The organism is Shewanella sp. KT0246 (genome assembly GCF_019654955.1).
Lineage (GTDB): Bacteria > Pseudomonadota > Gammaproteobacteria > Enterobacterales > Shewanellaceae > Shewanella > Shewanella goraebulensis.
The window spans coordinates 16,445-35,335 of sequence record NZ_BPEV01000020.1 but is presented as its reverse complement, the minus strand read 5'-3'; the positions used below and the strand labels follow the sequence as shown (position 1 = coordinate 35,335).

Genomic DNA, 18,891 nt, shown 5'->3' with positions numbered 1-18,891 from the left:
AACAGTGGTTTACCTATTTCACATTAATAAAAAAGGTGCCATGACGACACCTTTAGCACTTGATTAAGCAGTTCCGCCTACCGTTAAACTATCGAGTTTCAAGGTCGGTTGACCAACCCCAACAGGGACACTTTGGCCATCTTTACCACACACGCCGACACCTTTATCTAGGGCTAAGTCATTACCCACCATCGAAATTTGACTCATGGCTTCAGGGCCATTACCAATCAATGTCGCTCCCTTGATGGCCTCAGTCACTTCACCATTTTCAATTAAATATGCTTCTGATGCTGAGAACACAAACTTACCCGAAGTGATATCAACCTGGCCGCCACCAAAGTTTGGTGCATAAATGCCTTTTTTAACAGATTTAATCATCTCTTCAGGTGTTGAAGTACCCGCTTCCATGTACGTATTGGTCATACGTGGCATAGGTAAATGAGCATAAGACTCACGACGACCATTACCAGTTGTCGTTTCACCCATCAAGCGAGCATTCAGTTTATCTTGCATGTAACCTTTCAAAATACCGTTTTCAATTAAGGTCGTTTTTTGAGTCGGTACACCTTCATCATCGATGCTAAGTGAACCACGGCGATCTGCAATCGTGCCATCATCTACTACTGTTACTAACTTAGAAGCAACTTGCTGACCCACTTTCCCGCTAAATGCACTGCTGCCTTTACGGTTGAAGTCACCTTCTAAGCCATGACCAACAGCTTCATGGAGCAGTACACCAGGCCAGCCATTACCTAATACCACTGGCATTTCACCTGCAGGGGCATCAATCGCGTTCACATTAACCTGAGCTTGACGAACCGCTTCACGGGCAAACTCAAAACACACCGGCAATCCTGCATCGTCAGTAGCAAGGAATACACTGTAATCATGACGGCCTCCGCCACCTGCACTACCACGCTCACGTTTACCGTTATCTTCTAAAATCACGCTACAGTTAAAGCGCACTAAAGGACGAATATCAGCAGCCAATGTGCCATCGCTAGCGGCGACTAAAATCTCTTCATGTACGCCAGAAAGGCTAACAACTACCTGAATAATGCGACTATCAAGGCTTCGTATGTATGCATCAGTTTGTTTTAACAAGTTAATTTTTGGCGCTTCTTCCATTGCAGCAATAGGATCCGCACTGTTATATAAACTGTTAGTTTGATGGCGTTTGAAGGCATGAACCTTATGTTGCTGACCAGCTAATGCTATACCTCTGGCGGCTTCAGCAGCTGATTGCAGCGCCGCAGGAGTAATTTCATCTGCGTAAGCAAAACCGGTTTTTTCACCAGTGATAGCTCTTACCCCCACACCGCGTTCGATATGGAAGCTACCTTCTTTGATAATGCCATCTTCAAGCGCCCAAGTTTCGTGACGGCTTCCTTGAAAGTACAAGTCTGAAAAATCAATATTATGTTGGTGGATGACCTTTAGATAATCTTGCAGACCATCTAAGGTTAATCCATCTTGTAATAAACTTTGTTCTACTTGAGCTAGAAATGGCATTAATTCTCTCTTTAAGCCTTTTGGGCTTCTAAAATGATGCTAATCAATTACAAGCTTAATGTTGTAATTGTCGATAATCTGTATTTATAACTGTCAGCGCTAACCTAATGTCATTTCAACTTAGCAACTGTGGTGTATCGAATCGGTTATGTTGAGCCACTGGAATTTGTCGTCTGATTTTAGCAAGTTCAGATAAATCGACTTTACTTTGAACCCAGCCTAAACCCGTTTGCCGTTGTGCAACAATTCGTCCCCAAGGGTCAACAATCATGCTTTGCCCCCAAGTTTCACGGCTACCTTGATTATGTTGCCCCCACTGATCGGCAGCTAACAAATAGCACTGACTTTCAATCGCACGCGCCTGAACTAAGGTTTGCCAATGTGCTTCACCTGTCACTTTGGTAAATGCTGATGGTAAGGCTATAACGTCAGCTCCAGCAAGTCTTAAAGCCCGAAAGAGATCAGGGAACCGAATATCGTAACAAATGGCTAAGCCGATATTTCCAAACGGGGTCTTTACCACCGTGATACGTTCGCCAGGGCAAAAAGTATCACTTTCCTTATACGACTTGGTACTGTCAGCAACTTCAACATCGAACAAGTGTAACTTATCATAGCTACCTAAGGTATCACCCGCATCATCAAATAGATAACTGCGGCTATAGACGCGTCCATCTTCAGCTGAAATGGGTATAGTACCCGCCACCATATAAACTTGATGCAACTTGGCTAGACCTGCTAAGGAATTTTTAAGCTCACTGGTTTGGTCATCACCCGCAATGGCTAACTGCTGTTGCTCACGACCACCAAACATTAAGCAGCATTCAGGTAAAACCACTAACTGTGGTTCTGCTTTCTCTCGAGGGAGACTCTTAAGCTGCGAGTCGATAAACGCCAGATTGGCTGCTACATCTTTGCTGCTCTGACATTGCAGTAAACTGATTTGCATCCTTGCCTCCTTGGCTTGCCTTTTGCGCGATAATGCGTCGTTTATAATCAATTAAGGATAGCGTATTGCTGTTGGTATCTACATTGGTATTGGTACTTGATTCAGTATTAGCGTCGGAGTTACCTTCCTCACTAGATTGTGAACCCGTACTGTTCGATGATTCTATAACTTCAGGAGACTCGGTAATTGTAGAACTCACTGAAGGTTCTAGTTCTGGCTTTGGTTCTGTACCGTCTGCTGGCTGAGCTTTACGCGGTAAAATTGATTCAGGGATTTCGATTTCTTTACTTTTACGCTCTAATTCATCTAATTGCGGCTCTGTCATTGTACCGCCTAAACGGAAGCGTATTTCAGAGATAACCTCAATGACAGGTTCCAACACTTTTGTTAATGCAAATGCACCTAACCCTAGTGTCCACGCACTGGTACTCAGTAATACCACTGTCGGCACACTAGATGCCAATTGCGGAATAAAACGAATATCGTAGTTTAAGCTTTGAGTCGTTAAGTCAGTATACCCGCGCACTTTCATGTTGCCTGCAATCGCATCCATTTCAGTATCAGTTGTTTTAACAACGCCATTATCAATATCTAAAGAGCCACCAAAAGAGTCAAAATAGAGCCCTTTACCAAACACATCTGAGAAATCTAACGACAGTTTTCTCACCAGAGAATCTAAACTAAACAATGAAAATATACGTGCGCCTTTATCACTAACTTCTGAAAGGTAACCTTTACCTAAATCAAACCTTAACTTACCGTTCAAGGTGTCAAGTGAGAAAGCGTAAGGTGCGCCTTCCCAAGAAAACTCCCCTACCATGTTCACTGGCGCGTCTTTAAGGCCTGGGTTAATACCAAGCGCTTCTGATAACGCATCAAATTTACTCGCCTTTATATCGACATCAAATTTGGTCAGACTTTTACCATCTGCAAAGGTCCAATCACCTGAAGCCTGCATACTGACTATTGGACGAGTTAAGGTTAAGGTCTGAAAGCGGTAACCATTTTCGTAGGGAATACCTTGTAGTACTAGATGGCCAAGTTTTGCGTTATATAACCCAAAATCATCCACATCGACAGCTAACGGTGGTAAGTTATCCAGTAAGTTGTCCGGCGTATATTCCGCCTCTTCTGGAGATTTTACCTCTGGCGATAAATGCAATTTACTGGCAACAATTTTAAGCCCTTGTTCGCGCCAGCTTGGATAAAAATCAATATGACCATCAAGTTGCTCTGACTGAATATCAAAACGCCATACATGCTTTAATGGTTTTGCTGCAAAAGTTAAGTTATCGAACTTTTGGCTTAAAATATTCAAACTGCCGATACGTGCATCAATCAGGGTTAATGGCGGGAAAAAGCTCACTCTATCATTTTGTCCTGCAACATCATCAATAACGAACCCCTTGTCATAGTCGCTTACTTGAGTTTCTGACAATTGGTCACTTGATTTTGAGGCGCTAGCTAATTGATTATTCACAATCGTCTTATCAACAACCGAGTTTGCTTCATTCTCATTTTCTGGCTCATTAACTGATGAACCATTCGTACTTGATACTTGCTGTCCTGACGCTAGGATGATTTCTGTCGGCGCAATTGATTGAGTGTGAACAATCGTGTCAGCCAATGCTGTGATAGTTTTATCAGAAGTTAATTCATTAGATATTGGGTTCTCAGGAAGCGCATCAATAGATGAATTAACCTTATCGGTGAACTTGCTGATAATAGGTAACCATTGCGTTAGCTCGGCTTCAGGTAAGTCGATTTGAATATGCCCTTCACTTTTCGCGAGCTTGTCACCCAACTTAAAATGACGACCTAACAGCAAATCGTAGTGAGCAAGGTAGTCACCACTTTGTTCGTTAAACCCGCCCCAAAATTCAGCGTCTTTGTCTAACTTAATGCTTAACGATGATTGTTTGTTATCACCTACTAACTCTGCACGTAGTGATTTTGCTTGCTGGGCGTCTTTATTAAACGGCGCGGGCAATGACAACGTAGTGCCCACTAAGTCTGAATTAACCTGCACTTGCAATCGATAACCTATAGGGTCGAAAATCATTGTGACCGCACCATCCCAAGCCATAGTCCCTGAATAATATTCACTTAATGGGTTATCGATATAATCAGGCAAGGTATCTAAGTTCCATTCGCCATCTAAATCAACTGTTAATGCGAGATCGCCTGTATTCGTTGGTTCTGTGGCAAAATCGAACATCAAGGGTTGTTCAAACAAATTGGCACTAATTTGCTGTCCGCTCACTTCAGCATTGTTAAACTCGACATTACCCGTCACTTGTTCAAGAGTTAAACCTGGAGTGGTAACATATACAGTGTTGTCATTAAATTTAATCACACCTTTATTGTCAGCTTTAGCGCCATCATAAAGCGGAATAGTCAAATCTAACTCACTGACGATATCACCAGATATTTGCACCACATTTAACGTAGGGCTAATTGAATTTTTTAACGGTGAATTATCAATAACAGCTTTGGCTGCATCGGCATCGGCGCCAACTTTTGCTTCCACTCTTAAGGTCGTTTTGTCACCCATATGTGGAATATAAACATGGGCGCCATCAGCAGGAACATCCAGTAAATTACCCTGATTAACAATGATGTCCATCGCCGCATTTTCAAATAAGGCATATAAACTTAACTCATCAACAGCTGGCCAATCAGGCTGAAATAAAAACGCACCATCGTTGAGGTTAAATCCGGCTTGAAAAATCCCTGAATTATCTTGATATGGGAATTGATTGAGTTGCCCATGCCATATAATTTTAGCGTCCGGAATATCGCCTGCCAGCAAGGAATTATTTAAATAATTGACTAAGTTGTCACTCATAGTATGCAGCGGGAAATAGCGCCCTGCATTATCTACATCAGCAATCGCCACATTGGCACTTAAGGCTAAATCTGCTTCTTGTGCCATATCCAATTGCATTGATGCTCCGATATCAATATCTGGATTTGAAAAATGCACTTTTGGCAAGGTTAAGCGTGATTGTTCAACATTATATTGAACCTGAAATTCGTCACCTTTAAGTGCTAAAGGTGCTTCAAAGCCATCTTTAAAGTCGAGTAAGTAATCTTGTGCAGGAAATTCGGCATTTAATAAGCCATTACCCCATGAGAGATTGAAATCAATTGGGCCAGTGCCTGGAATACTGTCATATGCGAGCCACTCAAGTTGTGTCACTTCAGTTTTTAATAAAATCGGTTTACCCGGTTCTTTTAAAAGCTGTAATGGTCCTATGGCACCTTTAGGTGATAATGCACGCCACTTTTGCACTCCCTTCTCGCCCATTTTAGGAATAAGCGGTAACAAAGGGGTTAATACTTCTGGTGCTATCTCATTTATGCTTACCGATAAATCACTGTAATTTGTTTGTAGTGATAAATTGAGTTCAGGCCAAGGTTCTCCATTGGTGGAGAAATCTAAATCATGGCTTGTAACTTGCCAACCATTATCCTTGGGCTGCCACTTCAGTGCGCCGCCATTTATTGCGAACTTTTCCTGTTTTTCGGCACTAACCCACTGCAGCCAGCTCGGTTCAAACATCAATAAACCTGTATTGATGGTCCGATATTCAATACCTAGCCAAGCTTTAAGATTGACCACACCTTCGAACTCAATATTGTCAAGCTTAAGTAATGGGTCATGCTGTCTTGACGCCCACTCTCCTAGGTCTAATGATTCAGCCGACAGATAAATTTGCCCAACCAGCTCATCTGGGCTATACCCACTGCCATTTAAATCCACTCGTAAAGCCAATAACTCTTTCGCAGAGGCTTCTGGGTCAAGGTGCATAAACCCTTTACCTTGATGCAAGCTAGGGCGGTTATGCCAAATAAAATTACTGATAAAAATCGGTCTGTAATCGTGATGATGACTTAACAGCTGCAGTGTCCCGTCACTGATAGAAAAGTACTCTAACTGCTCTAACAATAATGCATATAACCAATCTAAATTTGTATTACTGACAGGCTGCGAACTTTTTCTAGATAACTCATCCACATTAAGTGCTACATGAATACCGTCAAATTTTACCGTTTCTATTTTCGGTGATAGGGTTAGCAAGGTTTGCCAAAAGTCGAGTTTAAAATGTACCTTGTTGGCGATTAAGGTCACAGGTAAGGTTTGCTGAGGTGGAATAACCAGATTATTAACGGTTAAAGCAGGTCCAAAAGCCTGCCATTCGGCAGACAATTTGCCTATTTGTACTTCAACTTGATATTGCTCCTGCAAGTAATTAATAACTTCGTAGCGAGCTTCAGGAAGTTGTGGCAACAAACCACGGATGAGACTAACCGCTAGCGCAAATAGTACTAATACTACGGCTACGGTTTGGAATAGAAAACGACAAGCTTTAACGGTTTTACTTTTGGGCACTACACCATCACCACATCATACTTATTTTGGGTATATAACGTTTCGTTTTGTAGGCGAATTTGCTTACCGATATAAACCTCTAACTCTGCCAATAAATGGCCTTCTTCAGTACTTAAACTCTTATAAACTGCAGGTGAGCAATACAATAAAAACTCATCAGCTGCATAAGCACGGTTTAAGCGAATAATTTCTCTAAATATCTCATATGAAACCGTCTCTACGGTTTTCATTGAGCCGGTGCCATTACAAGCAGGGCACTCTCCACAAACAACATGCTCGAGGCTTTCACGGGTGCGTTTACGGGTCATTTCAACTAACCCTAAACCTGAAAAACCACTGACACTGGTTTTAACTCTGTCGGTGGCTAAAGCGGAGGTTAAACTATCTAAAACTCGTTTTTTATGGTCTTCATTCATCATATCGATAAAGTCGATAATGATTATGCCGCCCAAGTTGCGCAATCTAAGTTGTCTGGCAATGGCTTGAGTCGCTTCCAAGTTGGTATTAAAAATAGTTTCGGCTAGATTACGATGGCCGACAAAAGCACCTGTATTAATATCAACAGTTGTCATGGCTTCAGTTTGATCAATAATCAAATAACCACCAGACTTAAGCTCTACCTTACGCCCTAACGCACGCTGAATTTCATTCTCAACATCGTAAAGTTCAAAAATTGGTGATGGACCAGCATAGTGCTCAATCTTTTCGGCAATTTCAGGCATAAATTCCTGAGCAAAGCCTTCAATTTCGTCAAACGTGCGGCGAGAGTCAACTTGGATATGATCGAGTTCAGTACCCACAAAATCGCGAATAATTCGCACTTGCAGCGCCAAATCTTGATACAACAGGGTAGCGCCTTTACGCTTTCTTCGTTCGCTAACTTTGGCCCATACTCGTCGTAAAAATGCGGCATCTTGAGCTAGCTCATCATCCCCAACACCTTCAGCGGCGGTGCGAATAATAAAGCCGCCATCTTCATCGACATAAGGTTCGGTGATTTTTTTTAAGCGGCTTCGCTCTGACTCTTCTTCAATACGCTGAGATACGCCCACATGGCTCGAACCAGGCATGAATACAAGATAACGGGATGGTAAGGTGATATCAGTCGTTAAGCGGGCGCCTTTGGTGCCAAGAGGGTCTTTAACCACTTGCACCATAATGTCTTGTCCTTGGCGAACAAGTTCAGCTATATCGCGAACAACAAAGTTGCCTTTCTCGACATCTGCTACACATTCAGTGTGAGGCACAATGTCTGACGCATGTAAAAATGCGGCTTTTTCTAGACCAATATCGACAAATGCAGCTTGCATGCCCGGAAGCACACGGCTAATTTTGCCTTTATAAATATTACCCACAAGACCGCGCTTCATGCGGCGCTCAATATGGACTTCTTGTAACACACCATGTTCAACAAGTGCGACCCTTGCTTCAGTTGGCGTGACGTTAATCAGTAATTCAGATCCTTTTTTACGCTGTGCTTTAGTTTGCATAAGCCACCTGTTTAACGCCCCGCTGCAAGGATAATGTATTACTAACGCATATATTTTCTATACTAAGTGCAGTAAAATTCACATGCTTGCGAACGAAAGATTAAGTTAATTCAATATGATTCATTTCATGTAGTAATTCGCGCGTCTCAACAAGAGGCAATCCGACTACCGCTGAATAACTACCCTTTATCGATTTTACAAAGCAGCCACCTAAACCCTGAATGCCATAGGCTCCAGCTTTATCCATAGGCTCTTGTGTTTCGATATAGGCATTAATTGTTGCTAGTGTCATTTGACAAAATGTCACTTGTGTCTGGCACAATCTGGTAAGCGTTGTGGTGCCATTTGTTACAGCCACTGCTGTCATCACCTGATGAGTTTGACCAGATAAATCAGATAAAATTCTTTGTGCATCTTGTTTATCTGTGGGTTTTCCTAAAATTTGCTCGCCTAACACTACAATGGTGTCCGAACCAAGCACTTTAGGATTAGCTTCATCAGTGCACAAGGTGAGCCCTACTTGAGCTTTTTCTATGGCTAAACGAACAACGAAATCAGCAGCTGGTTCACCTAACTGATGCGACTCATCAATATCAGGCGCAACCTGCTTAAATGAGAAATTTGCTTCGGAGAAACCCACTTGAGTAAATAACTCTTTGCGTCTTGGAGAAGTAGAAGCGAGAACCCAGCCCATAGTTAACGTACCTTATAGCTTCGGCGAATATTTCTAAGCACCCAGAATACCCACCACCACATAAAAATACTGGATATTGCAGGTAAAAACATTGACCAATCAAAGGCCACACCGTTTACAACAAATTCAACCCAATAAATAATAAAGTGATAAAAGCAAACAAATATGGCCACTAAAATCGACTGCTGCCAACGGGTAAAGTTACGCAATCGCTGTGATTGCATCACAATCACATAAATCACAATCGAAAATGCTAAGGAGCGAATGCCTAAAGTTGCCCCCAGTAATACATCCAACAGCACCCCTAAAACCCAAGCTGTTAAAATACTATAACGATGAGGTAATGCCATCGCCCAGTAAATCATTACCATTAACAACCAGTCAGGTCGCCAAGCTTCAACGATTTTAGGCAACGGCATGATTTGAAACATCATGCCTATAAAAATTGTCACTAATACGACAAAGCGGCCATTGGCAATATGCGCACTCATTGGCTTACCCCGTCTTGTGATTCAGTTTGACTTGTCTCACCTTCAACTTCAGGAATTTCAGTGATATTAGAGGCAGGCAAATCATCTACTCCATCATCAGGCCAAATCAATAATACATAGCGAATGCGATCTAGAGCAGCGAGAGGCTGGGCGGAAATGACTGAATAAGCTTGCCCTGCATCGCGAGAGATTTTCATTACGCGAGCAACGGGATAGCCTTCAGGGAAGCGCTGGCCTAAACCTGATGTAACCAATAAATCGCCAACAACAATATCCGTACTTTTGGCCACATGACGTAATTCAATTTCGTCTATATCGCCTGTACCTTGCGCCATAGCGCGAACATCATTTCGAGTAATACGAACAGGAATACCATGAGTTGGGTCGGTAACCAATAGTACGCGACTGGTGAGTTCACTCACTTCAACAACTTGACCAACCACCCCTTGTGCATCCACAACGGACTGACCGACAAACACCCCAGTTCTCGCACCGTGGTTAAGAACCACATAATGCCTAAATGGATCACTTGCGACTTCCATGACTTCAGCAACAACCTTACGGGCATCCATATGAACAGGTGAGCCTAATAATGCTCTTAAGCGTTCGTTCTCTTGTCGTAAGTGTTCAAAGCGTTGCAGCCTTTCTGACATCAATAATTGTTGACGAAGCAACTCTTTATTTTGCATAGCAAGCATGTTGCGGGTCGCAATAGAGTCTGCGGACCAATCCAGTAATAAACCTGGCACATTAGCTAAATATTGTAAGGGGCTTAAAACAGAGGAAATAGACTGACGAATAGGATCGAGGCGATCATTAGCGATAAGCAATACCACCGACAAAAAAATTGCCAGTGTTAATCTAAATTGTTGCGATATACCACGAACAAAAATGGGTTTCATAATTTATAGGCGATGACATTCTAAAAATCGTTAAAAACTATTTCATTAAAACAATTTCTTTAGAATCTACACCGCCATTTTTCGCTCTTTAGTTCTCTTCAGAGAATAAGTCGCCACCATGCATGTCTATCATCTCAAGGGCTTTACCGCCGCCTCGAGCAACACATGTTAATGGATCATCTGCAACCATAACCGGAATACCGGTTTCTTGCATTAGTAAGCGGTCTAAATCACGAAGTAATGCACCACCACCGGTTAATACCATGCCTCGTTCAGAAATATCAGAAGCAAGCTCAGGTGGAGACTGCTCTAACGCAACCATCACGGCACTTACAATGCCAGATAGTGGCTCTTGTAAGGCTTCAAGAATTTCATTACTGTTAAGCGTAAAGCTTCTTGGAACACCTTCGGCAAGATTACGACCACGGACCTCAATTTCAAGTACTTCGTCGCCAGGATAAGCTGTACCAATAGTATGCTTGATACGTTCAGCTGTTGCTTCACCGATTAAGCTACCGTAGTTACGACGTACGTAGTTAATGATGGCATCATCAAACTTATCACCACCAATACGCACAGATGATGAATACACGACACCATTCAATGAAATAATCGCGACCTCAGTAGTACCACCACCGATATCAACAACCATAGAACCGGTTGCTTCTGACACAGGTAAACCTGCACCAATCGCCGCAGCCATTGGTTCTTCAATTAAGTAAACTTCACGAGCACCTGCACCCATGGCTGATTCTCGAATCGCACGACGTTCTACTTGCGTTGCACCTACTGGCACACACACTAAAACCCGTGGACTTGGACGGAAAAAGCTATTGTTATGCACTTGCTTAATGAAGTGTTGTAGCATTTTTTCGGTCACATAGAAGTCGGCAATAACGCCGTCTTTCATCGGGCGAATCGCTTGAATATTACCAGGAGTACGACCCAGCATTTGCTTGGCGTCTGTACCCACAGCAGCTACTGATTTTTGCCCGCTGCTGCCACGTTCGCCACGAATAGCTACAACTGATGGTTCGTTAAGCACGATACCTTCGTCACGAACATAAATTAATGTATTTGCCGTACCTAAATCTATCGATAGGTCGTTTGAAAAAACTCCACGCAGCTTTTTGAACATGTTCTAGCCTGTATTCTGTAACGTCAGAAGAAAGAAAAATCAGGTAACTTTATCAACGCAGCTCAGTTTCCACAAGACCGAACGGGTTAACAATCGCTAATCTTGACGATTTTTTTACATAATTGCTCATTTAAATCATCAGCGCATAAAAACAACAAAAAATCGAATAAAAAAACAACATAGATTGACTAAATAAACCCGTCAAAAAGTTGCTGCATGAACATAATTTGACGTTCTGAAATAAATGAATCATTCCAACTTCAAACAATATTCTATTCTTTTGCTTAGATCATCGTTTCTCGCGCCAATAGATTACTCGGTCGTGACCGCGATAGCGCCCAAAATAAGCGCTCGCTCTAGGATCATATAAGGTGGTTGACGAGATATTATCCCAGTTCCAATACCATTGCAGCCAATCAGGGACAATTAATGGCGCAGTAACCTGACCACGATAATCCTCTGCAGAACCTGTAATAATCGCATTCCACAACAAGGTAAATTCACCATTTGTAAAGCTAGCGGTTTGCCCTGTACGCTCAATTACTTGCCCAGTCGTTAATGCTGGCTCAAATTGGTACCCCAAGACAACATCATCCACTTGACTGACAAGTGCTGGCGTCACTACAGAGCAACTATCATCGATATTTAGCACCCAAGCAGAACCATTCCAATATTCAGATCGAGTCGGCATTTGAAGGGTATCATTCTCTGCACCATAGGTATTATCCATTACCACTCGCCCATGACGAAAACGTTGGGTTGAAATTTGTTTCGCATCGCAATTAGAACCACAAGAACCTGCTGTAGCCGCATTCATATCAGGATCAGCTACAAAGCTATAGCCCTGAGGATTAAGCGCATCACCATCGTTATCAACAACTATCACCCCAATATCAAAATCTTCAAAGGGTCCATCCTGGCTGGGTGCAACAGCACGGCTTAAGCGTGCCATATAGCTGCTATCGATAGTGGCTACACCAGCAGACCATGAACCAGCAGACACAGGTAATGCGCTCATTCGATTACGCTTATCATCACCGTCATCGGCATTTTCCCCAACCAATAAAGCCGTGGCATAAGCAAAGCTATCTTGATAGTTTTTAGTGATTTCAGAACCGATATTAAAAGCGCTAATATTCATCGCCATAGAAAAAGGCTGATCCATATAATTAAAAATGCCACAAGCGGGTAAAACACTAACGCCACTAATAACGAATCTATCAGGAATAAAACGACCAATATTACCTGAGCTAGCCAGTGGAATATCGTAAAAACTGGAGCCTAAATAACTCGAAGGGGCCTTCGTGGTAAACTCAAAAACACCCACTTCACTGATGGTCTGGGTAAGGTTATTAACATTATCACTGGCAGCGACATGATCATAAGCCGAGAGCCCTAGCATTCCCTCTACTCCGCCCGAAGGCGCAACTAAGTTACTTCCTAAAGTGATACCAGCATGAGCATAGTTTGGCGTGCTAGGGTTGTCACAATAATCAGTATCAGTATCCGACTCCCAAGCCATGCCTTTAACAATCAGTTCAAATTCTTCGCCCGCTTTTTTATAAACAGGACAGGTACTATTGCCGGCCGAGCAGCTAGCATTAGCATCTATAGGTTCTACACATAGTCCAACAGGAAAGCTAACAAAAGGATCGGCGCCAACCATCACTAACCCAGCTTCGTCTCCTGTACCATCGTATTGTGCATTCAGTTGTACTTCTCCAGCATCAGGATAATTCACTTCAATTTCTGCGATACCGTTACTGTTAAAATCCAAATTAATCGGTGTTCTTGCTGTTTGAGTCGTACCGATATTGGTAGCAGCCCCTGCACCAGTGACAGATACATTCTGTCCCGATATCACTGCACTCTCATCTGGAGAGACATAATCACTCCAAAAACCAACACTCTTAGTGACATCAGCAAATTGAGGAACGCATTCGAGAGTTTCACTATCTTTTTCCACTGCAGCAATGGAAATAACACCACTGGGTTTATTCGCTAACTTATCAGGGACATCAAAAATAAAACCACTGTCAGCAAAGTTAAAAGTACACTGCGCCGCTGTAGGCGTGTTTCCAGCAACACTACATAAGGTAGTACTGAATGGTTTTGCTCCAGGTGTTGAGCCCGTTACATCGACAGTTACCGATCCTGCAGTATTATTTCTAAGTTCTAAATTGGTGCTACCACCGCTAAAGCTGACCACATTACCGCCGACCCAACCACCGCCAGCTGCAATTGTGGCAGGGCTTAATGTCGCAGTCACAAAATCTGGGACTGTTTGACTACAATCAGCATTGGCACAAGCTTTTAACGTCATTGGCTCAGCGTTACAAGTTAATGCTGCACCAGTATGGGTGAACTCAAAATGGTCAATAACAACACCAATTGGGTTGGAGTCAAGCGCACAAATTTCAACATTATCAATTTCATGATTGTTCGTCGCACCACCGGTAGAGCCAGTAAGTGAAAGTAAAAAATCTGTCGGAACATTTGACTGGTTAGCTTCGGCTGCTGCATCGAAAGGAGCAATCAAGGTCACAAAGCCTGAACCAGTGTCACGTTCAACACTGACCATTGATTGCCCAGCGACTTGAGAATCAACGGTTATACGGTAACGATGGTTTGCATTTTCATTATTATCGACCGTAGGCGTCAAACAATCTCCATTAGGGTTATCTTGACCATTATTACAAGTGCCGCGTAGATAATCATAACCACTAGTGCCCGAACCTGAACCACGAACGGCTACAGATTGCTGCCTTCTACCTGGTCCTCCAGGGCCTCCCTCAGTGGAAAAGTTACCGTATTCATCAATACCAAAACCTAACCAGCCACCAGCAAAGCCATCATCATTCGAACGAGCACCATATCCAAGCGGGCCACCATAAGAACCGGGTTGAGGAGTGATTGATGCATCTGACAGCACAAAGGCAATACCGTCAGCACCACTGCCACCATAAGCGTAATGATCAAACTCAATTACCACTAGGTTATCTGCTGCAGGGAATAGCCGTTGATATGTTGACGATGTCGCCTGATTTCCAGCGGCTTGTGTTATCCGTAGTCGATTATTGACAATCGCAGGTATAAAGCCACCTCGGCTTTCTGACACCACCCAATCATCACCTACATCACTGCGTTGAAAGTCATCATTAAAACACTCTAAAACCGGCTCCGTTTTCTCAAGTGCAATAAAACTATAGTTTTCCCAAATATGACTTCGGTCGTTATCACGATAGGTATCTTCATCTACAGCTATGCTTACGATAGAGTTCGTCAATTGACAACGCCTTAACCAACCACCATCGCCGCCACGTCGACTATTTTTACCAGCCACAAAAATAGGCGGATTAGTAAACCCTTCAAGATCTGAAGTATAATTACATTGATAAGCCAAATTTTGAATATTACCATTGGTAAATGTTTGTGCTTCCCCAAAATGAAAATTAAGGTTTTCGCTATTCAGCACCATCGAACCACTGCCAGACTCCACACTAAGATAAGCAACTGTTTCTGATTGGATCTCATTATTATTTAAATTACCTGGCTGACACCTAGTGTTATTTGACCTTACTTCAGAGGTATCCATAGCTAAACCAATACCTGCATTGTTAAACTGAGAAAGACTGGTAAACCAGCAATCATTCACTTGGGTCTGTAATTGATTGAGCACTACATTTTGCGTACTTGGCAGGGCAACATTGACATACTGACTATTCGAGCCAATTAATGCGTTATCTAGTTCAACTGTCCCTGCAATAAGCTCTGTACCATTAGGTAGTTCATGGGTACCTTCAGTCACAGCGATCCAGTGCACTTCTGTCATGTCTTCTGACTGAACATAACGGTTTCCTTGTGATTCTGGCTCTTGCTGTGTCCAATTAAATCCATTTGTTGTTGGCGTTCCCGTTAAAAATACTGACGCAGGTCCATCATTATTGGTATTGGTTTGCTCAATAGTTGGCATTAAGAAAACAAGTGGTGTAACCCCATCTGGGAATGCAGTGTCAAATACCACGCTGCCTGAAGTCGCTTTACCATATTGGATATGAAAAGTATCTGGTGGTGTTGCTATATCACAGTTTGGAGTCACTGAGATTTGATCGGATTGACCGTCGAAGGTTAGTGATGAACTTCCTTCCAAATATATATTGTTGGCCGTCACGGCACCAACTAGTTCAGAAGATCCATCAAGTGTTGCATTTCCTTCAGCAACGACATATGCGCCTAAACTAGTTCCACCATTTAAAGTAAAATCACCATACGTATAAATAAGTAACCTTTCAGGGTCTGCAGTAAATGACTTATTAGAATGGGTATAGTCAGACTTGATAAATAAAGTCACTGTGCCATCTGTAGGAAACGTTACGTTTACGCCATTATTAATGAATAGTGATTCAATCCAATACTGACCTGGAGCAAAAATAATATTTCCAGAGTTAGCGCTCAAATCCTTTATTTTATAGATTCCCTCGGCATTATTCGAAGTAAACTGAACAGTCCTATCACTGCCTCCGTCAACAATTATATTTTGATATTCACCCTCAGGGATCTCAATGGTTTTTTCTTCCCATGATGGAGGGCCAAAATCATCAGTACTATCAGATTCACATTGAGAGAAATCTAGTCTATCAACAGGCAATGAAGCATTAAAATCTCCAGGTTTACAATCTTTAGCATTATTATTTGAAGGCACACACAGCTTGGCCGATGCATTCCCCCCTTGCACGTAATTAAAAGTAGGTAATTGTCCATTAGTGGGCGCGTTATAAATAAAAGAAGTATTTAAGTTGATACTACCTTGATCATTTATGTTATTTACGCCTTCAATGAAGGTATTACTCCAATCTGCTTTCACATGAGTGAATGGAGTAATTAATAACAAACCTAACGCTATTAGTTTGATAGTTGACTGTATTGAATTAATCCCCACGAGCTTCTACCTCCACTTGGCGATTAACTCTTAAACAACTAGTTGTCGCTGCATTACCTGCACAGTCGCCGGTCTCGCATACGGCATTACTGGTGATTTGATACTGAGTTATTCCGTCAACAGTTATCGCATTACACGTTACAGCAACACTGCAACCATGAAAGCCGACAGAACTTGGCGGTGTCCAAGTCGAATTGGCACTGCATACACCCACAGCACCTGATAGCGGAAATAGCTTGGCTAATTCTGCATCCGCTGCACTATTAGCACTAAATAACGCTCTTGCGCCCCACACTTCAACATTGACGGATTCATCTCCATCTTCGAGCATACGAATCAAGGTACCAGCCAGTAGAAACATGACAATTAACACAAACACTGCAATCACAAGCGCGCTGCCTTGTTGCTTATGTAATCCCATAACTTTCATTTGGGTATTTTGAGAAGGCTGATGATTAAGGAACATTGGTCACCTGCACTTGATGCTGATACTTGAATGTTTCACCATTCACACTAAAACGAGGCTCCAGATGTACGATAGAATTCGTCATCAAGTTTTGCTCTGTTACTTTAATAGCAGGTTCCAATAATAAATTATTAGTAATATTTTCAGCCATTAATACGCCACTACCCATAGTTAATGGCACTGGCTGACTGACAATATAGCCATAGTTTGAATAGCGATTTAAAATAATTTCAGCTGAGCCAGCTATACTCTCGAAGCAATAACTCACTGGCTGTGCTGCGAAATATATCCTCTTAATAGGCGACTGCTCTGCAAACTGAACAGAGCCGCCAAAAGTGAGTGTAATGATATTTGCTGATGAAGAAGCCGATTGCACCGCGAAACGCTTATTTCGAGAAGCTTGGTAAACGTCATTTACACCGGTAATGCTTTCATTCGCTAAGGGGTACACAATGGCAAATAACCCATTACCTACGCTAATATTGTTATCTACAATTGTGCCAGTTAATGCTGAAGCACTGGGATAAATTGGTAGCGTTAAATAACTACTGCTTGCTTCTATCGGAAGTAATTCAATACATTGAAAATTGCCACTATTGTCAGTGCGAATTCGAACACTATTAGGCACAGAGTTACGAATATCGCGGGTCATGCGCTCCACTGCAAATCGACTTTGACCAAGTACTTGATCAATTGAACTGGATTCGACAAAAATACGGGTGCCGAAAATAACAAAGCTACTTACGCCAACCACTAAAATACCCAGTATTAGAATAACGGTTACCATTTCAACTAAGGTAAATCCAACTTGCCTCGAACTGTGTTTAAGCTGTATCAATAGTTACTCCTCACCGCTTGGTAAGTGATAACTTCACCCGAAGGTGTAGTAACATCCACAGTGATTAACTTTTCGGCTTGGCCGTTTCGGTATTCAACGGCGACCTGCATTTGATAACCTAAATACACATCGACATAGGTTTGAGTTGAATCAAGCATGTTACTGTTGATATTAAGACCATGATAATCATCAACATCATTAAAGTCGTTTCGCCCTTCACCATTTGGACCTAAGACCGTTGAGCAATTTATTCCGGGGTTACTAGGCGCTGTTGAATTACAAGCTGGAATGCCACCATTAGAATTAGTGTTTTCATCAAAGCGTTTACCCCAAATTTCATTCATTACAGAGTGAGCCAACTCAGCAGAACGAACTCGAGATAACGTTTCTACAGCACGATCCGCTTGAGGAAGTAACATAGAGGTGAGCATGACAATCGCAATACTTAACACCAGCATACCGATAACGAGTTCGATTAACGTAAAACCGAATTGTGATGCTTTAATTGCTGATTTATTGAGTTTAAACTGTGGTAGTTGAGAACTACAAAGCATGGACATACCCCTCAGACTCCATAGCGATATTAAGTGTTTCCCCTGCTATTACAACAAAACAATTACCACTACAATTCAAAGTAGTACGACCTAAGTTATCAAAGTCCATGCTAAAGCTGGTACTGGAATTACTTGCAAGTTCAATATAAGCGCCGCCATTAAATGTTTGTTTTAGATCTGTTCGAATTAGCTGACTATCAATACAACCTGTAAATGCACTACTAACATTATGACGATATGTCGTCAGCTGATAACCATCAGAAACAACACTAATCCGATAACAGCGGTCGCTATTATTTAAGGCTTTTATTTGAACTTGTCGAAGCTCACTGATGAATTCATTTCTGAGGGTGTAAGCGCTATAACTCGATTCAGGCAACAGCTTAGGCAGTACAAACACAGCAATAATTCCTACGATTAGAATCGTAGTTACCAGTTCAATTAACGAAAAACCTGAACAATGCCGTATAAGCCGAGTTTGAAACATCTGAATGATGAGCGCCTTTTGTTACATTTTCCTAT

13 protein-coding genes are annotated in these 18,891 nt (G+C 42.2%); all 13 read right to left on the bottom strand.

Features of this window, described 5'->3' with window-relative positions; all coding sequences use genetic code 11:
• Positions 1-63: 63 nt before the first annotated feature.
• The 13 genes from tldD to K5Q58_RS11490 all read right to left on the bottom strand — a co-directional run bounded on the left by tldD (position 64) and on the right by K5Q58_RS11490 (position 18,856).
• The gene (gene tldD / locus K5Q58_RS11550; RefSeq protein ID WP_220754082.1) at positions 64-1,512 is read right to left on the bottom strand and encodes a metalloprotease TldD; all 1,449 of its coding nucleotides are present in this window, start codon (positions 1,510-1,512) and stop codon (positions 64-66) included.
• Between the two features lie 115 nt (positions 1,513-1,627).
• Complete coding sequence (locus tag K5Q58_RS11545) at positions 1,628-2,461, bottom strand: carbon-nitrogen hydrolase family protein (RefSeq protein ID WP_220754081.1); 834 nt, start codon at positions 2,459-2,461, stop codon at positions 1,628-1,630.
• Positions 2,385-6,857, bottom strand: coding sequence for a YhdP family protein (locus K5Q58_RS21155; protein ID WP_259651325.1), 4,473 nt, complete (start codon positions 6,855-6,857; stop codon positions 2,385-2,387). Before K5Q58_RS21155 ends, K5Q58_RS11545 begins: the two co-directional genes overlap by 77 nt.
• Positions 6,857-8,347, bottom strand: coding sequence for a ribonuclease G (rng, locus tag K5Q58_RS11535; RefSeq protein ID WP_220754080.1), 1,491 nt, complete (start codon positions 8,345-8,347; stop codon positions 6,857-6,859). The genes K5Q58_RS21155 and rng overlap by 1 nt, the downstream gene beginning before the upstream one ends.
• A 100-nt stretch (positions 8,348-8,447) precedes the next feature.
• The gene (locus K5Q58_RS11530) at positions 8,448-9,041 is read right to left on the bottom strand and encodes a nucleoside triphosphate pyrophosphatase (RefSeq protein ID WP_220754079.1); all 594 of its coding nucleotides are present in this window, start codon (positions 9,039-9,041) and stop codon (positions 8,448-8,450) included.
• A 2-nt stretch (positions 9,042-9,043) separates the two neighbouring features.
• The gene (mreD, locus tag K5Q58_RS11525; RefSeq protein ID WP_220754078.1) at positions 9,044-9,532 is read right to left on the bottom strand and encodes a rod shape-determining protein MreD; all 489 of its coding nucleotides are present in this window, start codon (positions 9,530-9,532) and stop codon (positions 9,044-9,046) included.
• Positions 9,529-10,434 carry a rod shape-determining protein MreC gene (mreC, locus tag K5Q58_RS11520; protein WP_220754077.1) on the bottom strand — a complete coding sequence of 302 codons (906 nt, stop codon included), beginning with the start codon at positions 10,432-10,434 and terminating at the stop codon, positions 9,529-9,531. The genes mreD and mreC overlap by 4 nt, the downstream gene beginning before the upstream one ends.
• An 88-nt stretch (positions 10,435-10,522) precedes the next feature.
• A complete protein-coding gene (locus tag K5Q58_RS11515; RefSeq protein WP_055022908.1) occupies positions 10,523-11,572 on the bottom strand; it encodes a rod shape-determining protein in 1,050 nt (349 codons plus the stop codon).
• A 289-nt stretch (positions 11,573-11,861) separates the two neighbouring features.
• Positions 11,862-16,511, bottom strand: a complete 4,650-nt coding sequence (locus K5Q58_RS11510; protein ID WP_220754076.1) for a DUF6701 domain-containing protein — start codon at positions 16,509-16,511, stop codon at positions 11,862-11,864.
• Positions 16,501-16,977 (bottom strand): MSHA biogenesis protein MshP, encoded by a 477-nt coding sequence (locus K5Q58_RS11505; protein WP_220754075.1) that lies wholly within the window; start codon positions 16,975-16,977, stop codon positions 16,501-16,503. The genes K5Q58_RS11510 and K5Q58_RS11505 overlap by 11 nt, the downstream gene beginning before the upstream one ends.
• Positions 16,967-17,812: a PilW family protein gene (locus K5Q58_RS11500; RefSeq protein ID WP_374758501.1), complete on the bottom strand. Its 846-nt coding sequence runs from the start codon at positions 17,810-17,812 to the stop codon at positions 16,967-16,969. The genes K5Q58_RS11505 and K5Q58_RS11500 overlap by 11 nt, the downstream gene beginning before the upstream one ends.
• Positions 17,812-18,369, bottom strand: a complete 558-nt coding sequence (locus K5Q58_RS11495; protein WP_220754074.1) for a prepilin-type N-terminal cleavage/methylation domain-containing protein — start codon at positions 18,367-18,369, stop codon at positions 17,812-17,814. The genes K5Q58_RS11500 and K5Q58_RS11495 overlap by 1 nt, the downstream gene beginning before the upstream one ends.
• Positions 18,359-18,856 carry a type II secretion system protein gene (locus K5Q58_RS11490; RefSeq protein WP_220754073.1) on the bottom strand — a complete coding sequence of 166 codons (498 nt, stop codon included), beginning with the start codon at positions 18,854-18,856 and terminating at the stop codon, positions 18,359-18,361. Before K5Q58_RS11490 ends, K5Q58_RS11495 begins: the two co-directional genes overlap by 11 nt.
• Between the last annotated feature and the right edge of the window lie 35 nt (positions 18,857-18,891).